At 64.4% G+C, this 20258-nt stretch carries 19 protein-coding genes; 9 read left to right on the forward strand and 10 right to left on the reverse strand.

Annotated features, from left to right (window positions below):
* Nucleotides 1–221: 221 nt before the first annotated feature.
* The gene (locus PCE31107_RS15295; protein ID WP_150609600.1) at nt 222–893 is read left to right on the forward strand and encodes a GntR family transcriptional regulator; all 672 of its coding nucleotides are present in this window, start codon (nt 222–224) and stop codon (nt 891–893) included.
* 89 nt (nt 894–982) lie between these two features.
* Here the strand turns inward: PCE31107_RS15295 and lgt are convergent, their stop codons facing one another.
* The gene (gene lgt / locus PCE31107_RS15300) at nt 983–1873 is read right to left on the reverse strand and encodes a prolipoprotein diacylglyceryl transferase (protein WP_150609602.1); all 891 of its coding nucleotides are present in this window, start codon (nt 1871–1873) and stop codon (nt 983–985) included.
* A 201-nt stretch (nt 1874–2074) separates the two neighbouring features.
* A complete protein-coding gene (locus tag PCE31107_RS15305) occupies nt 2075–3022 on the reverse strand; it encodes a LysR family transcriptional regulator (RefSeq protein ID WP_150609604.1) in 948 nt (315 codons plus the stop codon).
* Nucleotides 3023–3243: 221 nt separating this feature from the next.
* Between PCE31107_RS15305 and ilvD (PCE31107_RS15310) the strand changes: the two genes are divergently transcribed.
* From ilvD (PCE31107_RS15310) to PCE31107_RS15320, 3 genes are all read left to right on the forward strand, one after another.
* Nucleotides 3244–5112 carry a dihydroxy-acid dehydratase gene (ilvD, locus tag PCE31107_RS15310; RefSeq protein WP_150609606.1) on the forward strand — a complete coding sequence of 623 codons (1869 nt, stop codon included), beginning with the start codon at nt 3244–3246 and terminating at the stop codon, nt 5110–5112.
* 257 nt (nt 5113–5369) lie between these two features.
* Nucleotides 5370–7043: a dihydroxy-acid dehydratase gene (ilvD, locus tag PCE31107_RS15315; protein WP_130025178.1), complete on the forward strand. Its 1674-nt coding sequence runs from the start codon at nt 5370–5372 to the stop codon at nt 7041–7043.
* A 200-nt stretch (nt 7044–7243) separates the two neighbouring features.
* Nucleotides 7244–7630 carry a c-type cytochrome gene (locus tag PCE31107_RS15320; protein WP_246181845.1) on the forward strand — a complete coding sequence of 129 codons (387 nt, stop codon included), beginning with the start codon at nt 7244–7246 and terminating at the stop codon, nt 7628–7630.
* A gap of 92 nt (nt 7631–7722) precedes the next feature.
* Here PCE31107_RS15320 and PCE31107_RS15325 read toward each other — a convergent pair whose 3' ends face one another.
* From PCE31107_RS15325 to PCE31107_RS15335, 3 genes are read right to left on the reverse strand one after another with little or no spacing between them, the layout of a single operon-like run.
* Nucleotides 7723–8067: a DUF2486 family protein gene (locus PCE31107_RS15325; RefSeq protein ID WP_165385242.1), complete on the reverse strand. Its 345-nt coding sequence runs from the start codon at nt 8065–8067 to the stop codon at nt 7723–7725.
* Nucleotides 8064–8486, reverse strand: a complete 423-nt coding sequence (locus PCE31107_RS15330; RefSeq protein ID WP_130025176.1) for a DNA polymerase III subunit chi — start codon at nt 8484–8486, stop codon at nt 8064–8066. Before PCE31107_RS15330 ends, PCE31107_RS15325 begins: the two co-directional genes overlap by 4 nt.
* Nucleotides 8483–9994 carry a leucyl aminopeptidase gene (locus PCE31107_RS15335; protein ID WP_150609608.1) on the reverse strand — a complete coding sequence of 504 codons (1512 nt, stop codon included), beginning with the start codon at nt 9992–9994 and terminating at the stop codon, nt 8483–8485. The genes PCE31107_RS15330 and PCE31107_RS15335 overlap by 4 nt, the downstream gene beginning before the upstream one ends.
* 91 nt (nt 9995–10085) lie before the next feature.
* Here PCE31107_RS15335 and lptF point away from each other — a divergent pair, with 91 nt between their 5' ends.
* Genes lptF through PCE31107_RS15350 form a run of 3 tightly spaced genes read left to right on the forward strand, consistent with a single transcriptional unit; the run spans nt 10086 to nt 12743 of the window.
* Entirely contained in the window at nt 10086–11213 is a 1128-nt protein-coding gene (gene lptF, locus PCE31107_RS15340) for an LPS export ABC transporter permease LptF (RefSeq protein WP_150609610.1), read from the forward strand.
* Entirely contained in the window at nt 11213–12352 is a 1140-nt protein-coding gene (gene lptG, locus PCE31107_RS15345; RefSeq protein ID WP_130025174.1) for an LPS export ABC transporter permease LptG, read from the forward strand. The genes lptF and lptG overlap by 1 nt, the downstream gene beginning before the upstream one ends.
* A gap of 10 nt (nt 12353–12362) precedes the next feature.
* Entirely contained in the window at nt 12363–12743 is a 381-nt protein-coding gene (locus PCE31107_RS15350) for a sirohydrochlorin chelatase (protein ID WP_150609612.1), read from the forward strand.
* Nucleotides 12744–12896: 153 nt separating this feature from the next.
* Here the strand turns inward: PCE31107_RS15350 and cobA are convergent, their stop codons facing one another.
* From cobA to PCE31107_RS15375, 5 genes are all read right to left on the reverse strand, one after another.
* Complete coding sequence (gene cobA, locus PCE31107_RS15355; RefSeq protein ID WP_150609614.1) at nt 12897–13685, reverse strand: uroporphyrinogen-III C-methyltransferase; 789 nt, start codon at nt 13683–13685, stop codon at nt 12897–12899.
* An 84-nt stretch (nt 13686–13769) separates the two neighbouring features.
* Complete coding sequence (locus PCE31107_RS15360) at nt 13770–15071, reverse strand: sulfate adenylyltransferase subunit 1 (protein WP_150609615.1); 1302 nt, start codon at nt 15069–15071, stop codon at nt 13770–13772.
* 99 nt (nt 15072–15170) lie between these two features.
* Nucleotides 15171–16118, reverse strand: coding sequence for a sulfate adenylyltransferase subunit CysD (gene cysD / locus PCE31107_RS15365; RefSeq protein WP_017235586.1), 948 nt, complete (start codon nt 16116–16118; stop codon nt 15171–15173).
* Between the two features lie 137 nt (nt 16119–16255).
* Nucleotides 16256–16972, reverse strand: coding sequence for a phosphoadenylyl-sulfate reductase (locus PCE31107_RS15370; protein WP_150609822.1), 717 nt, complete (start codon nt 16970–16972; stop codon nt 16256–16258).
* 103 nt (nt 16973–17075) lie between these two features.
* Nucleotides 17076–17852 carry a sulfite exporter TauE/SafE family protein gene (locus PCE31107_RS15375; RefSeq protein WP_130025170.1) on the reverse strand — a complete coding sequence of 259 codons (777 nt, stop codon included), beginning with the start codon at nt 17850–17852 and terminating at the stop codon, nt 17076–17078.
* A 132-nt stretch (nt 17853–17984) separates the two neighbouring features.
* On the opposite strand from PCE31107_RS15375, the gene PCE31107_RS15380 reads away from it, so the two are divergent.
* A complete protein-coding gene (locus PCE31107_RS15380) occupies nt 17985–18926 on the forward strand; it encodes a CysB family HTH-type transcriptional regulator (RefSeq protein WP_130025169.1) in 942 nt (313 codons plus the stop codon).
* 156 nt (nt 18927–19082) lie between these two features.
* Nucleotides 19083–20252: an ABC transporter substrate-binding protein gene (locus tag PCE31107_RS15385; protein ID WP_150609617.1), complete on the forward strand. Its 1170-nt coding sequence runs from the start codon at nt 19083–19085 to the stop codon at nt 20250–20252.
* The last annotated feature ends 6 nt before the right edge of the window (nt 20253–20258 follow it).

Here is a 20258-nt window from a genome sequence, read left to right on the forward strand (position 1 = left end):
GATGACTGCTTTGATTTTTGGTATTTCGAGTGCGCGAGTTGCCGCTCTCGGGATGAAATCGTATAGTCAATCCAGAATCGTGTATACAAACTGACCATCAAAAAAATACATTTTCGGCGTATACCCCGATCTTCAAGGCAGGCTTCAAGCGTTACTTTGACAACCATGAATCCGATTGAGCCCCGTGCGACGGGACCGAAACACGACCCAGCGAGAGCGTCATGACCGTAAAACCGAAGCGATCGGAAGCGCTGCGCCAGGCGATCGAGGAGAAGATTGCCGTGGGCGAGTACCCGCCCGGCATGCGGCTCGACGAGGTCGAACTGGCGAGCACGTTCGGCGTGTCGCGCACGCCCCTGCGCGAGGCGTTGATTCAATTGGCGTCGTCGGGGGTCATCGAGATTCGTCCTCGCCGGGGCGCCGTGGTCGCGCAAATCGACCCGCAGCGGTTGTGCGAGATGTTCGAAGTGATGGCGGAACTCGAATCGATGTGCGGACGCCTCGCCGCGCGCCGCATCACCGAAGAGGAGCTGGCCGAGTTGCGCGAGACGCACGAGGCCAGCCGGGCGGCGGCCGAGGCGCGGGACATCGACACTTATTACGAAGTCAACGCGCATTTCCACGCGTTGATTTATCAGGCCAGTCACAACACCTATCTTCAGGAAACGGCGTTGCAGCTGCACCGACGCCTGCGCGTGTACCGCCGCTTGCAACTGCGCGTACGCGACCGACCGAACCAATCGTTCTCCGAACATGACGCCGTGTTCCGCGCCATTGAAGCAGGCGATGCCGACGCGGCATCGGAACAGCTTCGCGGCCACGTCACCGTGCAGGGCGAGCGCTTCGCCGATCTGATGGCCTCATTGCGCGCGCTCGAGCGCAAGGCGAGCTGAAGCCTGCCCCAAAAGCCAACGGGCCGCCGGAGGAAACCTCTCCGACGGCCCGTTGCCTGATTCTCTGCGGCGCAGCGCCTGCCGACGCCTTAGGCGCGAGACCGCACTGGCCGGCGGCGATACGCCCACACGAGCATGATGACGCCCGCGACGATCATCGGCATCGACAGCCATTGGCCCATCGACAGCCCGAACGAGAGCAAGCCGAGGAACGCATCGGGCTCACGCGTGAATTCCGCGAGGAAGCGGAAGACGCCGTAGCCCACCAGGAACATGGCGGACACCGCGCCCACCGGCCTCGCGCGTCGCGCGAAGAACCACAACAGCAGGAACAGCGCCACCCCTTCGAGCGCGAATTCGAACAACTGCGACGGATAGCGAGGCAGCCCGTGGAATTGCGCGAACACCGCCGCCATCGCCTGATCGGCCATCGCCTGCGGATGCGCCATCGCCCACTGAACGTCTTCACCCGCCGATTGCGGGAACAACATTGCGAAGCGCGAATCGGGTGACGTCACGCGTCCCCACAATTCCCCGTTGATGAAGTTGCCCAGACGACCGGCGGCGAGCCCCAGCGGGATCATCGGTGCGATGAGATCGGTGCCTTCAAGCAGCGAATGGCCACGACGGCGAGTGAACAGCCACATCGCGACGAGCACGCCAAGGAAGCCGCCGTGGAACGACATGCCGCCTTCCCACACCTTGAAGATGTCGATCGGATTCGCTAGATAAAACGCTGGCTTATAGAAGAGTACGTAGCCGAGACGTCCGCCAAGAATCACCCCGAGCACGCCATAGAACAGCATATCGTCGAGATCCTGCACCTTCCAGCCTTGCGCGGCGATGGACGGCTGGCGCACGCGCACGCGCCCCACGACCAGGAACAGAATGAAGCCGACCAGATACATCAGGCCGTACCAGCGGATGGCGAGCGGGCCGAGATGAATCGCGACCGGGTCGAATTGAGGATGAATCAGCATGGATCAGAAGAATCGATTCGTGAACAAAAGTTCCGTCGGAGGGCGGATGAGCGCTCAAGGCAACCCATTGCTGCCGTCGAGTGGCACGCCAGCGACGGCTCGCCAGGGAAACCGAACCGGCAGGCGTTGGGATGGGCAGCACAATACCACGAGCGCCCCCTATCGCGGCAGCCTGACGGGTGCCGCAAATCACAGCGACCTTCAGTTCGTCAGCGTTGCCCCCGGTGGTGTATGGGCCACCGCGCGCGCCGTTTCGAGAAATCCTTCGAGGACAGGGGTGACTTCGGCCGTGCGCCAGAGCAGGCCCGTCTCGATGAGGGTGCTCGTTTCGCGCAGCGCGCGATAGGTCACGCCGGTGCGGCGCAGATGGCACAGCGATTGCGGCACCAGAGCCACGCCCATGCCCGCCGACACCAAGCTCACGATGGTCTGCATTTGAATGGCCTCCTGCCCCACGCGCGGCGTGAGGCCAAGTGCGGCGTAGCAGCCCATGATGATGTCGTAGAACGCCGGCGCCACGCGCCGTGGGAAGATGACGAGCGGCTCGTCGGCAAAGTCGGCCAGACTGACCGGGGCGCCCGGCTGGGCGTCGGCAGCGATGTCGTCGTCGCCGGCCATGCCCCGCCCGGCCGGCAACGCCAGCATCAGCGGTTCGCGCACGATCGGCAGATAGGACAGTTCGTTGACGTAACGGGCAGGCACCGGCGGGATGAAAAGACCGGCGTCGATGCGTCCATCCATGAGCGCCTCGACTTGCACGTCGCTCGTCGCTTCGAGCAGTTGCAGACGCACGCGCGGATAGCGCTCGCCGAACTCGCGCAGCAGCGGCGGCAGAATGCCATAGTCCGCCGTGGAGACGAAGCCTAGCGAGAGCGTGCCGACCTCCCCATGCGCCAGTCCCTGTGCGAACGCCGGCAGCGCGTCGGCGTCCGCCAGAATGCGCCGCACCTCGGGCAGTAGTTGCCGGCCCACGGCCGTCAACTCCACCGACCGGTTGGTTCGCACGAAAAGCGGCGCCCCCAGCGACGCCTCCAGCGCCCGGATCTGCTGCGAGAGCGGGGGCTGGGTCATCGACAGACGCTGGGCCGCACGGCCGAAATGCCGCTCTTCGGCCACCGCGACGAAGTACCTGAGTTGACGGAGATCCATGATATGTTTTTCGACTCAATCCGAGTCAAATAATATATTTGACAAGCATTCAAGGAAAGACGAATCTTGACGTCCGGCCGACGCTGGCGTGCCACGCGGCCATGGCGGCTTTGCCCAGCCACGCGCAAGTCCAGACCGAATCCAGAGCGAACTCAGACCGAATGTCGCCTGGCGGCCCCGTATTTCGTTCATCCCACAAGCACAGCGTTCCAGAGACGACCATGCCTCAATACCGTTCCCGCACCTCGACCCACGGCCGCAACATGGCCGGCGCCCGCGCCCTGTGGCGCGCCACCGGCATGAAAGACGACGACTTCGGCAAGCCGATCATCGCCGTGGTCAACTCCTTCACGCAATTCGTGCCGGGTCACGTGCACCTGCGCGATCTGGGCGCTGTGGTCGCCAAGGAGATCGAGGCGGCCGGCGGTGTGGCGAAGGAATTCAACACCATCGCCGTGGACGACGGCATCGCCATGGGTCACGGTGGCATGCTGTACTCGCTGCCGTCGCGCGAGCTGATCGCCGACTCGGTGGAATACATGGTCAACGCGCACTGCGCCGATGCCATGGTCTGCATCTCGAACTGCGACAAGATCACCCCGGGCATGCTCATGGCCGCCATGCGCCTGAACATTCCGGTCGTGTTCGTCTCGGGCGGTCCGATGGAAGCGGGCAAGGTCAAGAATGGCGACGGCCAGGTCATCGCCAAGATCGACCTGATCGACGCCATGATCAAGGCGGCCGACCCGAAGGTGAGCGACGCCGAAGTCGCGGAAATCGAGCGCAGCGCCTGCCCGACGTGCGGTTCGTGCTCGGGCATGTTCACCGCCAACTCGATGAACTGCCTGACCGAAGCCATTGGTCTCGCGTTGCCGGGCAACGGCACCATCGTCGCCACGCACGCCTGGCGCCGCGGGCTGTTCGAGCAGGCCGGCCGTCTCGTGGTCGATCTGTGCCGTCGCTATTACCAGGAAGACGACGCCTCGGTGCTGCCGCGCAACATCGCGACCAAGGCCGCCTTCGAAAACGCCATGGCGCTCGACGTGGCCATGGGCGGCTCGACCAACACGGTGCTGCACCTGCTCGCCGCCGCGCAGGAAGCGGGCGTCGACTTCAAGATGGCCGATATCGACCGCATCTCGCGCAAGGTTCCCTGCCTGTGCAAGGCGGCCCCGGCGACCGACAAGTACCACATCGAAGACGTGCACCGTGCGGGCGGCATCATCGGCATTCTGGGTGAACTCGCGCGCGGCGGGCTGCTCGACACGTCGTGCGGCAACGTGCACAGCGGCACGCTCGGCAACGCCATCGCCCAGTGGGATGTGGCGGCGGATGCGGGCGACAAGGCACACACGTTCTACAGCGCCGCCCCCGGCGGTGTGCCCACGACCATCGCGTTCAGCCAGTCGTCGACCTATTCGTCGCTCGATCTGAACCGTGAAACCGGGTGTATCCGCGACAAGGAACACGCCTACACGAAGGACGGTGGCCTGGCTGTGCTGTACGGTAACCTCGCCGAAAAGGGCTGTATTGTGAAGACGGCCGGCGTCGACGAATCGCAGTGGGTCTTCACGGGCCGTGCGCGCGTGTTTGAGAGCCAGGACGATGCCGTCGACGCCATTCTGGGCGACCAGGTGCAGGCGGGCGACGTGGTCGTGATCCGTTACGAAGGCCCGAAGGGCGGCCCGGGCATGCAGGAAATGCTGTACCCGACGTCGTACCTGAAGTCGAAGGGCCTGGGCAAGACCTGCGCCTTGTTCACGGACGGCCGCTTCTCGGGTGGCTCGTCGGGTCTGGTGATCGGCCACGCCTCGCCCGAAGCGGCCGAAGGCGGCATGATCGGTCTGGTGGAAGACGGCGACGTGATCGAGATCGACATCACCCAGCGCAAGATGCATCTGGCCGTGTCCGACGACGAACTGGCCCGCCGCCGCGCCGCCATGGAAGCGCGTGGCGACGAGGCATGGCAGCCGGCGAATCGTGAACGCGTGGTCTCGCAGGCGCTGCAAGCCTACGCCGCGTTGGCCACCTCGGCCGACCGTGGCGCGGTGCGCGACCTGTCGCAACTGAAGTTGGGCAAGCGCGGATAATGCGACGAAAGCGCCGATTGGACTGATTGGACTGATCAAAGCAATCGGTGCGATCGGCGTGCATCACGGGAGCGGCCGTGCGTGCGGCAGCTCCCGCGCAGAAGTTGACGTACAGTGACGCAGTAGTGAAGCAGCAATGACCTTGAGCGGCGCGCTCGGATGACGCGTGTGCCGCCGGCATGACAGCGTGATACAACAACGCATGTGCGCGACGCTGCGGTAGCCTGTGGCGTGGTGCATCCCCACCGGAGACCGTCATGGCATTCAACCGTCGTTCGCGAAACGTCACGCAAGGCGTGGCCCGTTCGCCCAACCGCTCGATGTACTACGCGCTGGGCTACAAGGAAGAAGACTTCGACAATCCGATGATCGGCGTGGCCAACGGTCATTCGACGATCACCCCCTGCAACGCGGGGCTGCAGCGGCTGGCAGACGCCGCCGTCGATGCCATCAAGACCCATCAGGCCAATCCGCAGACGTTCGGCACCCCCACCATTTCCGACGGCATGTCGATGGGCACGGAGGGCATGAAATATTCGCTTGTCTCGCGCGAAGTCATTGCCGACTGCATCGAGACCGCCGTGCAGGGGCAGTGGATGGACGGCGTGGTCGTGATCGGCGGCTGCGACAAGAACATGCCGGGCGGCATGATCGCGCTGGCACGCATCAACGTGCCGGGCATCTATGTCTACGGCGGCACCATCAAGCCGGGTCACTGGAAGGGCAAGGATCTCACTATTGTCTCGTCGTTCGAGGCCGTGGGCGAATTCACCGCCGGGCGTATGACCGAGGCCGATTTCAAGGGCATCGAGAAGAATGCATGTCCGTCGACCGGGTCGTGCGGGGGCATGTACACGGCCAACACGATGAGTTCGTCGTTCGAGGCGCTGGGCATGTCGTTGCTGTATTCGTCGACGATGGCCAACCCCGATCAGGAAAAGGTCGACTCGGCGGCCGAATCGGCGCGCGTGCTGATCGAAGCGGTCAAGAACGACCTCAAACCGCGCGACATCATCACGCGCAAGTCCATCGAAAATGCGGTGGCGCTCATCATGGCCACGGGCGGCTCCACCAACGCAGTGCTGCACTATCTCGCCATTGCGCACGCCGCCGACATCGATTGGACCATTGACGACTTCGAGCGCATTCGCGAGCGCGTACCCGTCCTGTGCGACCTGAAGCCGTCGGGCAAATACGTGGCGACCGACCTGCACAAGGCCGGCGGCATTCCGCAAGTGCTCAAGATCCTGCTCGACGCCGGCCTGCTGCACGGCGATTGCATGACGATCACCGGCCGAACCCTCGCGGAAGAACTCAAGGACGTGCCGTCGGTACCGCGCGCCGACCAGCACGTGATCTTCCCCATCGACAAGGCGCTGTACAAGGAAGGCCATCTTGCCATCCTCAAGGGCAACCTGGCCGAAGACGGCGCGGTCGCGAAGATCACCGGCCTGAAGAACCCGGTCATCACCGGCCCGGCGCGCGTGTTCGACGACGAGCAAAGTGCGATGGACGCGATCCTTGCCGACAAGATCCAGGCCGGCGACGTGCTCGTGCTGCGCTACCTCGGTCCGAAGGGTGGGCCGGGCATGCCGGAAATGCTTGCGCCCACGTCGGCGATCATCGGCAAGGGACTCGGCGAGACGGTCGGCTTCGTCACCGACGGCCGGTTCTCGGGCGGCACGTGGGGCATGGTCGTCGGACACGTGGCGCCCGAAGCGTTCGTGGGCGGCACGATTGCGCTCGTGCACGAAGGCGACTCGATCACCATCGACGCGCACAAGCTGCTGTTGCAACTGAACGTGCCGGACGATGAACTGGCAAGGCGTCGCGCAGCGTGGAAGGCGCCCGCGCCTCGTTATACCCGGGGCGTCATGGCCAAGTATGCCGCACTGGCACAACCGGCCAACAAGGGGGCGGTCACGGGCTGACGGCGACGTTGGACAGACCGAACGGCACCGCTTGCCTCACTGGCCACGGTGCCGTTGTTTCATGTGCCTTTGTGCCGAGTCGCGCATTGTGCGCGCCGTCTTATAATGGCGCATCGATGCACCTGCCCAACGTCGTCACCCATGGACGTCCAACCCACGCAGCCTCGCATCGGGATCCGTGAACGATCGGGGAGTATCGAATGAAGGCAAGCAACGGCAAGTGTGCCGGGGCGATGGTCGGTGCGTGGCTGATGATCGCGGCGGGCGCTGCCCTCGCGCAGACAACCCCGCCGTCGCCGTCGGCCACGGGTGCGCAATACACGCAAAACGCCCAAGCCATGGAAAAGCTCGCGCGCGAGCGCAATTGCATGACCTGCCACGCCGTCGCCCGGACGTTGCTCGCGCCGTCCTACCGGGATATTGCCAAACGTTACGAAGGAAAACCTGGCGCTGCCGCCGATCTCGCACGAACCATTGCGGAGGGCAGTCGCGGCAAATGGGGGAGCATTCCGATGCCCGCCAGTCCTCAGCTCGCCCCGGGCGAGGCGAGCCGTCTGGCACGGTGGATTCTTGGCCTCGGACATTGAGGCGTCGGGCACTGAGGCGTCGGATACCAGGCCGATAGCGTTGCCGAGCGTTACGGCAAGGCCGCCGCCGGCCCCCCCCGTCCCCCTGGGCGCTACGAGCGAACCTGCTTCGCAACCTCTTCGATCACCGCCTGCCGGATTCGGTCCGGCAATTGCGCTTGCAAGGCGTCGGCGACCTGCTTGCCGATCAGTTGCACCAGCCAGGACGTCTGGTCGATCAGTGCGTCGTGACAGCGGCGCTCCACCATCGTCGTGATTTCATCGGCCAGTTGCAGCGTGAGCCGGGCACTCACACGCTCGGCAAACACCGCGACATCGGCCGGCACACCCACCTCGGCGGCCGGTGCGGTATCCGGCAACGGCGTTGCCTCCCCGGGGGCGAGCACTTCGGTCAGCGTGGGAATGCCGGGGTCCGTGCGCTCGGGCTCGTTCGTCACGATCCGCCTCTCTGGTCGTAATTGTTGAGGGTGTAGCCGCGATCGCGGTAGAAACGATAGCGTTCGCGCGCGCCGGACAATTCGTCCGGCGTGTCGCCCACGATCTCGACCACGCGTTCGAAGCGTGCGAAGTGCGTCGGCACGCTGCCCGCCAGATTCAACAGCACCTGATGATGCTGCACCTCTTCATCGAGGGTGGCCAGCACGACGGGCGTTTGCGGGGCAAGCGGATCCTGAGTGAAGCAATGCGGAACGAACTCCAGCGGCGAGAACGTCCAGAGCGTCTGGTCGAACGCGCGCAGCACGTCGGGCTCACCGACAACCACGAGCGTTTGTCCGGCGCCGTAGACCTTGCGCGCGAACCGGCACGCGTAATCGAGCCGGTTCGCCACGTGCGTGTGGAAGTCGACGCGCGTCACCGGGCTTCGCGATCGATCAGGAACTGCGTAAGCAACGGCACCGGACGCCCCGTCGCCCCCTTGGCCGCCCCGCTCTTCCATGCCGTGCCGGCGATGTCGAGGTGGGCCCATTCATACTTCTCGGTAAAGCGCGACAGGAAGCAGGCTGCCGTCACGCTGCCGGCCGGGCGCCCGCCGATGTTCGCCATGTCGGCGAAGTTCGACTTGAGCTGCTCCTGATACTCCTCCTCGACCGGCAGACGCCAAGCCGTGTCGCCCGCCGTGCGACCGGCCGCGAGCAGTTCGTCGGCGAGCGCGTCGCTCTTCGAGAAGAGACCCGTGTTCACGTGACCAAGCGCGATGATGCAGGCGCCCGTGAGCGTGGCGACGTCGATCACGGCGGCCGGCTTGAAACGCTCGGCATAGGTGAGCGCGTCGCACAGGATCAGGCGGCCTTCGGCATCGGTGTTGAGCACTTCGATCGTCTGGCCGGACATGCTGGTCACCACGTCGCCCGGCTTCGTCGCACGCCCACCCGGCATGTTCTCCGTGGCCGGCACGATGGCGATGACGTTGAGCTTGAGGCCCATCTCGGCGACGGCACGCATCGTTCCGAGCACAGAGGCCGCGCCGCACATGTCGTACTTCATCTCGTCCATGCCCTCACCGGGCTTGATCGAGATGCCGCCCGAGTCGAACGTCACGCCCTTGCCGACCAGCACGATCGGGGCCTGCTTGGCGGCGCCGCCTTCGTACTTGAGCACGATGAACTGCGGCGGCTGCACCGACCCCCGGGCGACCGACAGGAACGAGCCCATCTTGAGCGCTTCGATCTGCTTCGGCCCGAGGATGTCGGCCTTGAGCTTGAACTCGCGCGCGAGCTTGCGGGCCGTGTCGGCCAGATAGGTCGGCGTGCACACATTGCCCGGCAGGTTGCCGAGGTCCTTGGTTAGCGCCATGCCGTTGGCGATCGCCTCGCCGTGCTTGGCCGCGACCTTGGCCGCCTTCAGGTCCTCGGGCGCCACCGCGAAGAGCACCTTGCGCAGCGCCGTGTTGGCCGGCTCGGCCTTGCTCTTCATCTGCGTGAAACGGTAGGTCGCCTCGCGCAGGGCGAGGATCGAGGCGCACACGGCCCAGGCGGTGTCCCGCTTGGCCACCGCGGCTTGCGGCAGCGTCCAGATGGCATCGGTCGCGCGCGACGCCAGCACCGCGCGCGCGGCGGCGCGCGCGGCTTCGTTGAAGTTTTTGGGCGAGAACTGGTCTTCGCGGCCCAGACCGACGAACAGCACACGTGCCTGACTCCATCCGGCAACCTCATGCAGCATCAGCGTACTGCCGAGCTTGCCATCGAGTTCGCCACGCTTGACCATGCGGGCGAGCAGGCCCTTGCTTACGACATCCAGCGCCTTGGCGAGCCCTGCGAGCGGCTGTTGCTCGAACACACCGACCACCAGACACTCCGTCTTGGCGTTGGCAAGGCCGGCCTGGCCGGCCTTGGTCGAATCGAAGGCTTTTGTGCTAAAGTCCATCGCGCTTTCCTCGGGTAAAATTCGTACGATCCGCAATTATCCGCTTTTTTCCCCGCTCGCCCAACCGCGAGAGCACCCCAATCGCCATCACATGATTTTTCAGCGTTCCCTGCAGCGCGAGCTGAACTACACCGCCGGGGCCGTCTTCATGGTGCTGATCACCGTCATGCTCACCACGATGATGATCCGCATCCTGGGCTTCGCCGCGTCCGGGAAAGCCGACCCGCGCGACGTCCTCGTGCTCATCGGCCTGGCCGTGATCGGCTACCTGGCCATCATTCTGATCGTGACGCTGTTCGTCTCGATCCTGTTCGTGCTCACCCGCTGGTATCGCGACTCCGAAATGGTCGTGTGGTTCGCCTCGGGCCTGTCGATCACCCACTTCGTCAAGCCGGTGCTGCGCTTTGCCGCGCCCTATCTGGCCGTGATTACGTTCTGCGCACTCGTGGCGTGGCCGTGGGCGAACCAGCAGATCTCCGCGCTCGAAGCCCGATTCGCCCAGCGCGACGACGTCTCGATGATCGCACCGGGCCAGTTCCGCGAAAGCGCCGCCAACCACCGGGTGTTCTTCGTCGAGACCGTTTCGCCGGACGCGACCAAGGTGCACAACGTTTTCGTCTCCAGTACCGAAAACGGCAAGGTCAGCGTGGTCGTCTCGAAAGAGGGGCATATCGAGACGGCCAAGGACGGCAATCGCTACATCGTGCTGGAAAAGGGGCGTCGCTACGACGGCGTGCCTGGCCAGCCCGATTACCGTGTGATGGAGTTCGAGCGCTATGGCGTGAAGATCGACAACCCGGCAGCCGCGCCAACCGACAACACCCCGACCAAGGGGGTTCCGACCCTGCGCCTGTTCCGTGAGATCCATAACCCGATCTTCCGCGGCGAGATCGTCTGGCGTATCGGCCTGCCGCTGCTCGCGCTCGCGCTGGTGTTGCTCGCCGTGCCGCTGGCCTATCAGAACCCCCGCCACGGCCGCACCGTCAACCTGATCATGGCCGTGCTCATTTACCTCGCGTACACCAACCTGTTGAGCCTCTCGCAGGCGTGGGTGGCGCAAGAGCGCATGCCGCTCGCCATCGGCGTGTGGTTGCTGCACGCGCTGGCCATGGTCGTCATCGTGCTTCTATACCTGCGCCGCGTGCGCTTCCGTGGACTGTTCGGTCGCCGTCGTCTCAACCGATCCGGCGGGATGCCCGCACCGGGAGGGACTCGCTGATGCGCATCTATGAGAAATACTTTGCTCGCCAAATCTATCTGGCGTTCCTGTTCGTTCTGCTCGCGTTCGTCGGCCTGTTCGTCTTCTTCGACCTGGTGAGCGAACTGGGCGACGTCGGCCGTGGGGGATACCGCTTCCAGCATGCCCTCGCCTATGTGCTGCTGTTCGCGCCGCAGCGCATGTACGAGATCATTCCGGTCGCCGCGCTCATTGCCGCCATCTATGTCTGCGCACAACTGGCGGGGAACTCGGAATTCACGATCTTCCGCGTCTCGGGGCTCTCGACCGGTCAGGCGCTGCGCTCGTTGCTGAAGATCGGTTTCCCGATCGTGCTGATCACCTTCATCATCGGCGAGTATGTCGCGCCGAATGCCGAGCAGCTCGCGCAGAAGATTCGTCTCGAAGCGCTGGGCAGTTCGGTCTCGGCCGGGTTTCGCTCCGGTGTCTGGGTCAAGGACACCGTCGATCAGGACGGCTCGCGCCTCACCCGCTTCATCAACGTCGGCACGCTCAATCCCGACAACACCATTGCCGACGTTCGCATCTACGAATTCGACGACAAGTTGCGTCTCGACAGCGTGCGACTGGCCAAGTTGGGGCAGTTCGACGCGCCGAACTTCTGGAAGCTGACGGACGTGTCCGAAACGGTCTTCAGCGCGACGGACGACGCCACGGCCAGCACCGATCCGCTGCGCGCCCTGGTGCAGAGCAAACAGGTGCATATCGCCACGGTGCAGATGCGCTCGGAACTCACGCCGCAGATCCTGTCCGTGCTGATGGTCTCGCCCGACAACATGGCCATCGGCAGTCTTTACAGCTACATCGGCCATCTGAAGGAAAACCAGCAGAACACCGACCGCTACAATCTCGCGCTCTGGCAGAAGCTGCTGTACCCGTTGGCCGTCTTTGTGATGATGGCGCTGGCGCTGCCGTTCGCTTACTTGCACGCGCGCGCCGGGGCCATCGGCCTGAAGGTGTTCGGCGGGATCATGCTCGGCATGAGCTTCCAGTTGATCAACAACCTGTTCTCGCACCTGGGCCTGCTCAACACCTGGCCGGCGTGGTTCACCGCCGCGTTACCGTCATTACTCTATCTGGTGCTCGCCATCGCGGCTTTGCGCTGGGTCGATAAACACTGAGCCGCCGAACATGTCCAGCAAACCCGGCATCGTTCTGTTCGCCCACGGATCCCGCGACCCGCGCTGGGCCGAACCGTTCGAGCGTCTGCGCGACAAGCTGAGCGCCCGGCGTCCCGACGCCGACGTTCAGCTAGCCTTTCTGGAACTGATGACACCGAACCTCGGCGACGCCGTGGCGACCATGACCTCGAAGGGAACGTTCGATATCACATTGGTGCCGGTCTTTTTGGGCCAGGGTGGCCACGTGAGGCGTGATCTTCCGGCGCTCGCCGACGCTTGCCGCGCCGCCCATCCCCACCTCGACTTGCGCGTGAGCGCCGCCATCGGCGAGGACGACACAGTGCTCGACGCCCTCGCCGACTATTGCGGCAGGATGATGGACGGCAGTTGAGGGAAATCGCCCCATCTCGGCAGGGCGGCAGAGCATCACCCAAAATGAGAAACGGCGTCACAGTGCACACTGTGACGCCGTTTTTCCTGGGCCCGCGTTCGTCAACCACTACCAGCCCCTACGACAACCGCTGACGCTCGCCAGCGCGCGCCGTCAGGCCGCCATCGCCGCCTGCGTCGCCCACTCGTGCAACGACGCGGCATCCGCATGTGCGAACGCCTCGCCGATGAGCAGGACACTCGGCTGCGACGCGTCGAACCACGACGCCGCCAACCCTTGGCGAACGTCGTCCAGCGTAAGGCGCACACGTCGCTCGCGCGATGTCGTGGCGGCCTCCACGATCGCCACGGGTGTCGTTGCGGGCTTGCCGGCCGCGATCAATTCCACGGCAATGCGCTGGGCACTGTCTCGTCCCATGTAATAGACGAGCGAATCGGCCGACGCCTGCGCCGCGATCTCGGCCGACTCGGGCGCACGGCTTTGCGTGGCGAAGGCCACGCTGCGGGACACGCCGCGCAACGTCAGCGAACGTCCCAGCGCTGCCGCACTGGCCAGCGCCGCCGTAATGCCGGGCACGACTTCCACCGCAATGCCTGCCGCCTCCAGCGCGCGCAACTCCTCGTCGGCGCGACCGAACAGCATCGGATCGCCGCCCTTCAAGCGCACGACCAGCGCGTGGGTCCGCGCGTGATCAATCAACTGCTTGTTGATGAAGTGCTGCGCACTCGATTGCTTCCCGCAGCGCTTTCCGACAGCAATGCGCTTGGCCTGCGGGCACAGCGCCAACATCTCGGGTTCGACCAGCGCGTCGTGCAGCACGACGTCGGCCTGAGCCAACAGTCGTGCGCCGCGCACCGTGATCAGATCGGCCGCGCCGGGGCCCGCCCCAACGAGATAGACCTTGCCCGGCGCCGTACCGGTTTGCGAGGAAGTCACCGTCATGATGTCGCCATGGTTCGTGAGGATTGGCGCCGGCCCCATCCGGGGGACCGTGCGCCGGGTAACGCAATGTGCAATACGCAATAATTACGCCGCGAGGCTGCGGATCATGCCCGCCGCCACCGTGTGGTGCGTGGCTTCGTCGATCAACACAAACGCGCCCGTGGCCGGGTTCGCGTCATACGTGTCGGCGGCCACCGGCTTCTGCAAGCTCAATTGCACACGGCCGATGTCGTTCATGGCGAGGGTCGCCTTATCCGTGCCGTGCAAGAGCGTGCTGACGTCGAGCACCGTGTCCACGCTGCCGACCTTCACGTACACCGTGCTGGTCGCCTGCTTGAGCAGGTATTTGCGCTGCGGCGCGAGGGCATCCTCATCGAACCAGCACACGTCGGCCGCCAGTTTGCGCGACGGCTCCAGCGTGGAGGCACCCGCCACGAACGTGTCGCCGCGCGACACATCCACGTCTTCCGTCAGACGAATCGTCACGCACTGCCCCGCAAACGCTTCCTCGAGCAAGCCGCGCGGCCCGATGATCTCGGCGACGCTCGCCGTGCGGCCTGCCGGCAGCACGCGCAGCGCCTGTCCGACACGCACCGAACCCGATTCCACGCGCCCCATGTAGCCGCGGAAGTCGTCGGCATGAGCGCCGTCCTGACGCGCCACCAGTTGCACCGGGAAGCGCAGTTCGCCGCCCGACTGCGCGACCGGCAGCGATTCGAGCATGTCGAGCAACGGTTCGTCCTGATACCACGGCATGCGCTCGCTCGCGTACACGATGTTGTCGCCCTTGAGCGCGGAGACGGGCACGAAGCGCACGTCCGTCAGCCCCAGGCGCTGCGCCAGATCCAGATACGCGGCGCGAATGGCGTTGAACGCTGTCTCGCTGTAGTCGATCAGGTCCATCTTGTTGATGGCGACAATGACGTGCTGAAGGCCCAGCAGTTTGACGATGGCACTGTGGCGCTTCGTCTGCGCGAGCAACTCCGTCTGGCCGTTGACTTCGGTCACGCGCGTGGCATCGACCAGAATGATCGCGGCGTGCGCCGTCGATGCGCCCGTGACCATGTTGCGCGTGTACTGCTCGTGGCCCGGCGTGTCGGCGATGATGAACTTGCGACGCGCGGTCGTGAAGTAGCGGTAGGCAACGTCGATGGTAATGCCCTGCTCGCGCTCGGCTTCAAGGCCGTCGGTGAGCAGTGAGAAGTCGATGTCTTCACCGGCGGTACGTTTGTGCTTGGCGCGGGCGATGGCGGAGAGCTGGTCGGTCAACACCGACTTGCTGTCGTACAGCAGACGGCCGATCAACGTGCTTTTGCCGTCGTCAACGCTGCCTGCCGTGATGAAACGCAGCACGCCGAGGTCTTCCAGATGCGGGGTGAGGCTCATGATGTCTTTACTCGCTTGCGTGGCCCCTGGCGCGGCGAATCTGCGCACCCGGCGGGCCGATGTGTCTGTACTTAGGGCGGATGGCGGCCGTTCGGCGCCTTAGAAATAGCCCTGCTTCTTGCGCTGTTCCATCGCGGCTTCCGATGCCTGATCGTCCATGCGGGTGGCACCGCGCTCGGTAATGTCGGTCACGGCCGTCTCGGCAATGATCTCCACCGGGCTCGCCGCCACGCTGGCAACCGGGCACGTGCAACTGATGTCTCCGACGGTACGGAAGCGCACCGACGCCAGTTCGCTCGACTCGTCGTCCTGCTTCGGCGTGAGCGGCGTGACCGGCACGAGCAACCCGTTGCGACGCACGATTTCGCGCTCATGCGCGTAGTAGATCGACGGCAGATCGAGGTTCTCGCGGGCGATGTATTGCCACACGTCCAGCTCGGTCCAATTCGAGATCGGGAACACGCGCAGGTGCTCGCCTTTGTGCAGACGCGCATTGAACAGATGCCACAGTTCCGGACGCTGCGCCTTCGGATCCCACTGACCGAATTCGTCGCGGAACGAGAAGATACGCTCTTTTGCGCGAGCCTTCTCTTCGTCGCGGCGCGCACCGCCGATCATGGCGTCGTAGCCGTGTTCGGCGATGGTTTCGAGCAGCGTCACGGCCTGCGCCGCGTTGCGCGAATCGTTCTCGCGACGCAGGCGGACCGTGCCGCGCTCGATCGAATCTTCCACGTGACCTACGACCAGTTCGGCGCCGAGCGCCTTTGCATGACGGTCGCGGAACTCGATCACTTCCGGATAGTTGTGACCGGTGTCGATATGGACGAGCGGAAACGGCAGTACCGTCTTGCGGTTCGGGCCCAGGCCGAAGGCCTTGAGCGCCAGGTGCAGCACCACGACCGAATCCTTGCCGCCCGAGAACAGCAGCGCGGGTTTGCGGCACTCCGCCACGACCTCGCGCAGGATGTACATCGATTCGGCTTCGAGCCAGTCCAGATGATCCATACGCGAGCCGTTGGCTTGCGCGACTTCGTGCATCGCACCCATAGTGTTCCCTTCCTTGATGATTCCGAAATTTCCGTGATTCGATTCGTCACGATGCGCCGCCGCTTGAGGTCGTCACATCGTCATATGTCTTGCCTGTTCGCCTGTTCGCCTGATCCGCCGGCGCCCTGCCCGATGCCTCAGCGCGACTGCACGGACACCGGGATCTGGCTCAGGTTGCTTGCATGCAATCCGCATTCCTTGCTGTCGCGTGACTCCCACCACCAGCGCCCGGCGCGGCTGTCCTCCCCCGGGCGGATGGCGCGCGTACACGGCTCGCAGCCGATGCTGGGGTAGCCGCGCGCATGCAGCGGGTTGACCGGCACGTCACGTGCCGTGAGATAGGCCCACACCTGCGCTTCGGTCCAGTCGAAGATCGGGTTGTACTTGGCGATGCCCCGCGCGTCGTCGTGCTCGGCGAATGCCAGTTCCTCGCGCGTGATCGACTGCTCGCGTCGCTGGCCGGTGAGCCAGGCGTCGGCGTCGGCCAACGCGCGGCCCAGCGGCTCGACCTTACGAATCTGGCAGCACGCCTTGCGCAGGTCCACACTTTCGTAGAACGCATTCGCACCGTGCTCGGCCACGTACGTCTCGACGGCATCGGCCTGCGGCGCGTACTGCGCAACGTCGTAGCCATAGCGCAATTTGATCTGATCGAGCATGCCCAGCGTCTCGGCATGCAAACGCCCGGTATTGAGCGTGAAGACGGTGATCGGCAGTTGCCGGCGCAGAATCACGTGCGTAATGAGCATGTCTTCAGCGGCCAGACTGCTGGCAAACTTCACATTGCGATGCGAACCCGCGATGCGGGCGAGGCGCTCGGCCAGCACGGCTTCCATCTCGTCGAGCAGCGCCATGTCCTGATGCTCGGCATCGGCCCCGTTCGACGGTGTATTGGCTTGCGTGGGTTCCCAGCGGGATTCGTTTCGCATGTCGCGAACTCCTTGTTGTCTGTGGGGGTCAGCCGACCAGCTTCACTGCCGCGAGCGTGAGCGTTGCCGCCAGCGCCCCGCGCACCACGCGCTCGGGCAGATGACGGGTGAGCTTCGCACCCAGCCAGATCCCAGGCAGCGAGCCGATCAACAGACTGCCGAGCAGTGCCCAGTGCACGGTCCCGAGCCAAATATGACCCAGCGCCGCGATGGCCGTCAGCGGCACCGCGTACGCGATATCGGTTCCGGCGACTTCGGCCGGTTCCAACTGCGGGTAAAGCATCAGAATCAGCGTCGCGCCAACGGCACCGGCGCCAATCGAGGAAATCGTAACGAGCACGCCGATCACGGCGCCCACCAGCACGGTGGCCACGACTTGCTTGCGGCCCGTCAACTGCCAGTTCGGGTGGGTGCGCAGCGCCGCCAGCAGCTTGGCGCGGAACAGCAGCGAGAGCACCGTGAGCAGCACCGAGGCCGCGATCGTCAGTTTGATGACATGCAGCGCCGCGTCGTCGATGCCACCCAGGCGCTTCAGGACAACGATCGTCACCAGCGCCGCCGGCAAGGCGCCAAGTGTGAGCCGGCGCACGATGTGCCACTTCACGTGGCCGTGCGAGCGATGCGCGACCGTGCCGAAGCTCTTGGTCACCGCCGCGAAGGCCAGATCGGTGCCGACCGCGACCGGCGCCGCGTAGCCCAGCAACAACGTGAGCAGCGGCGTCATCAGCGAGCCCCCGCCGACGCCGGTCAGACCGACCAGCAGGCCGACGCCAAATCCGGAGAGGGGTTCGAGCCACAGCGACATGTATGACGTTCCTGTTGGTGCTTAATGCCTGGCGGGAATAACGTTATCGAAACAGTGGCACCCACTGTAATGAAAACGCTATATACTTCAAACGAATTAAAAATTGTTTGTATATTTTCGAAAGTTATACAAATGAACCTGCACCAGTTCCGCTTCGTGCGCGAAGCCGTACGCCAGAATTTCAACCTGACCGCTGCCGCCAAGGCGCTGTTTACCTCCCAACCGGGTGTTTCGAAGGCCATCATCGAGCTGGAAGAAGAGCTCGGGGTTGACATCTTTGCCCGGCATGGCAAGCGCATCCGTAATCTGACCGAGCCCGGGCGCATCATTTTCGAGTCCGTCGAGCGGATCCTGCTGGAGGTGGAAAGCCTCAAGCGGATCGGCAAGGACTACGCCGCGCAGGATCAGGGCAGTCTGGCGATCGCCACGACGCATACGCAGGCGAGATATTCGCTGCCGCACGCGGTGGCCGAGTTCAAGCGGCGGTATCCGAAGGTGCGGCTCTCGATCCTGCAGGGCAGCCCGACGCAGATCGCAGAAATGGTGCTGCACGATCAGGCGGATCTGGCCATCGCGACCGAAGCGATTGCCGGCTATAAGGATCTGGTGTCGCTGCCTTGCTATCAATGGCAGCACGTGGCCGTGGTACCGCCGGATCACCCGCTGCTGCAACTCCCGTCCGTGGGCATCGAGGATCTGGCGAAATATCCGCTGATTACTTATGACCCCCAATTCGCCGGCCGCGCCAAGATCGATCAGGCCTTCGCGCTGCGCCATGTCCAGCCGGACATCGTGCTCGAGGCGATCGACGCCGATGTCATCAAGACCTATGTGGAATTGGGGCTTGGCGTGGGCATTCTGGCGGGGGTGGCGTTCGATCCCGAGCGCGACCGTAACCTCCGGGCGCTCCAGGTCGGACACCTGTTCGGCACGAACGTGACGCGCGTCGCCCTCAAACAGGGCGCCTATCTGCGAGGCTACGTGTTCACGATGGTCGAACTGCTCTCGCCGATCCTGACTCGCAAACTGGTCGAGCAAGCCTTGCGCGGCGAACACGAGAGTTACGAGCTTTAAGCCCTCCAGGGGCGTTGGGGAAAAGTAGCGCGCGGCACGCCCGGTCACGGGACGTGCCGCGCCCCGCATTCCGGGGTCGGCCTGGCACTATTTTTCTTCGCTGGCCGAACGCATGCGGTGCGGTATGCTTACGCGATTCGATCAACAGGAGACCCCATGCGCTCACCTCTTCGCGGCATCCGCCTGTCGGGCGTGCTGCTTGCCCTGACCCTTGCCGGTGTTGTGACGGCGGCTCGCGCCGATATCACCGTCGGCATCGATCTTTCGTCGACCGGCCCGGCGGCCGCCATCGGTATCGCCAGCAAGAATGCCATGCAACTTTGGCCCGACCATATTGGCGGGCAAAAGGCGCACTACCTCTTTCTTGACGACGGCACCGACCCCGGTACGGCCGTGAAGAACGCGCGCAAATTCATCAGTGAAGACAAGGTCGACGTCATCGTTGGCCCGAACATCACGCCGAGCGCGCTGGCCATGCTCGACCCGATCTCCGAGGCCGAGACGCCGATGATCACCCTGATCGGTTCGGCCGTCGCCGTGGAGCCGCAGGATGCCAAGCGCCGGTGGGCCTTCAAGATGGCCGCGAACGATTCGGCGATGGCCGACGTGATGACGCGCTACATGGCCAACCACGGGATCAAGACGGTGGGCTTTATCGGCTTTGCCGATGCCTACGGCGAGAGCTGGTGGAAAGAGTTCTCGAAGTTTGCCGAACTTCGCAAGATCAAGGTCGTAGCCCAGGAGCGTTTCAACCGCACGGACACGAGCGTCACGGGCCAGATCCTGAAGCTGATGGCGGCCAAGCCTGACGCTGTCCTGGTGGCCGGATCGGGCACGCCCGCCGCATTGCCGCAGCGTACGTTGCAGGAGCGCGGGTATGCGGGGAAGATCTACCAGACGCACGGCATCGCCACGTACGACTTTGTTCGCGTGGGGGGCAAGGACGTGGAAGGCACGCTGTTCCCGACGCAACCGGGTGTGGTTGCCAAGACGTTGCCGGCCGGGCATCCGGCGCGCACGGCGGCGTTGGCGTTCACCAAGCAGTACGAGGCCAAGTACGGCCCCGATACGGTTACGCAGTTCGCCGCGGACGCCTATGGCGTATGGGATCTGCTCAACGATGCCGTGCCGCGCGCCGTGAAGGTGGCGGCACCGGGCACGCCGGCATTCCGCGCGGCGCTGCGCGATGCACTCGAATCCACGCACAATCTCGCCATTCCGAACGGCATCATGAATCTAAGCCCGAAGGACCACGTGGGGCTTGACCAGCGCGCCAGCGTGATGGGGCAGATCAAGAACGGCAAGTTCGTCTACGTCTCGAATTGATCCCGG

It is taken from the genome of Pandoraea cepalis, assembly GCF_902459625.1.
In the GTDB taxonomy this organism is placed as follows: domain Bacteria; phylum Pseudomonadota; class Gammaproteobacteria; order Burkholderiales; family Burkholderiaceae; genus Pandoraea; species Pandoraea cepalis.

Excerpts from the sequence above, each read along its gene's own strand:
- PCE31107_RS15295 (WP_150609600.1), top strand. The coding sequence starts at position 222 with ATGACCGTAAAACCGAAGCGATCGGAAGCGCTGCGCCAGGCGATCGAG.
- lgt (WP_150609602.1), bottom strand. The coding sequence starts at position 1,873 with ATGCTGATTCATCCTCAATTCGACCCGGTCGCGATTCATCTCGGCCCG.
- PCE31107_RS15305 (WP_150609604.1), bottom strand. The coding sequence starts at position 3,022 with ATGGATCTCCGTCAACTCAGGTACTTCGTCGCGGTGGCCGAAGAGCGG.
- ilvD (WP_150609606.1), top strand. The coding sequence starts at position 3,244 with ATGCCTCAATACCGTTCCCGCACCTCGACCCACGGCCGCAACATGGCC.
- ilvD (WP_130025178.1), top strand. The coding sequence starts at position 5,370 with ATGGCATTCAACCGTCGTTCGCGAAACGTCACGCAAGGCGTGGCCCGT.
- PCE31107_RS15320 (WP_246181845.1), top strand. The coding sequence starts at position 7,244 with ATGAAGGCAAGCAACGGCAAGTGTGCCGGGGCGATGGTCGGTGCGTGG.
- PCE31107_RS15335 (WP_150609608.1), bottom strand. The coding sequence starts at position 9,994 with ATGGACTTTAGCACAAAAGCCTTCGATTCGACCAAGGCCGGCCAGGCC.
- lptF (WP_150609610.1), top strand. The coding sequence starts at position 10,086 with ATGATTTTTCAGCGTTCCCTGCAGCGCGAGCTGAACTACACCGCCGGG.
- lptG (WP_130025174.1), top strand. The coding sequence starts at position 11,213 with ATGCGCATCTATGAGAAATACTTTGCTCGCCAAATCTATCTGGCGTTC.
- PCE31107_RS15350 (WP_150609612.1), top strand. The coding sequence starts at position 12,363 with ATGTCCAGCAAACCCGGCATCGTTCTGTTCGCCCACGGATCCCGCGAC.
- cobA (WP_150609614.1), bottom strand. The coding sequence starts at position 13,685 with ATGACGGTGACTTCCTCGCAAACCGGTACGGCGCCGGGCAAGGTCTAT.
- PCE31107_RS15360 (WP_150609615.1), bottom strand. The coding sequence starts at position 15,071 with ATGAGCCTCACCCCGCATCTGGAAGACCTCGGCGTGCTGCGTTTCATC.
- cysD (WP_017235586.1), bottom strand. The coding sequence starts at position 16,118 with ATGGGTGCGATGCACGAAGTCGCGCAAGCCAACGGCTCGCGTATGGAT.
- PCE31107_RS15370 (WP_150609822.1), bottom strand. The coding sequence starts at position 16,972 with ATGGCGCTGCTCGACGAGATGGAAGCCGTGCTGGCCGAGCGCCTCGCC.
- PCE31107_RS15375 (WP_130025170.1), bottom strand. The coding sequence starts at position 17,852 with ATGTCGCTGTGGCTCGAACCCCTCTCCGGATTTGGCGTCGGCCTGCTG.
- PCE31107_RS15380 (WP_130025169.1), top strand. The coding sequence starts at position 17,985 with ATGAACCTGCACCAGTTCCGCTTCGTGCGCGAAGCCGTACGCCAGAAT.
- PCE31107_RS15385 (WP_150609617.1), top strand. The coding sequence starts at position 19,083 with ATGCGCTCACCTCTTCGCGGCATCCGCCTGTCGGGCGTGCTGCTTGCC.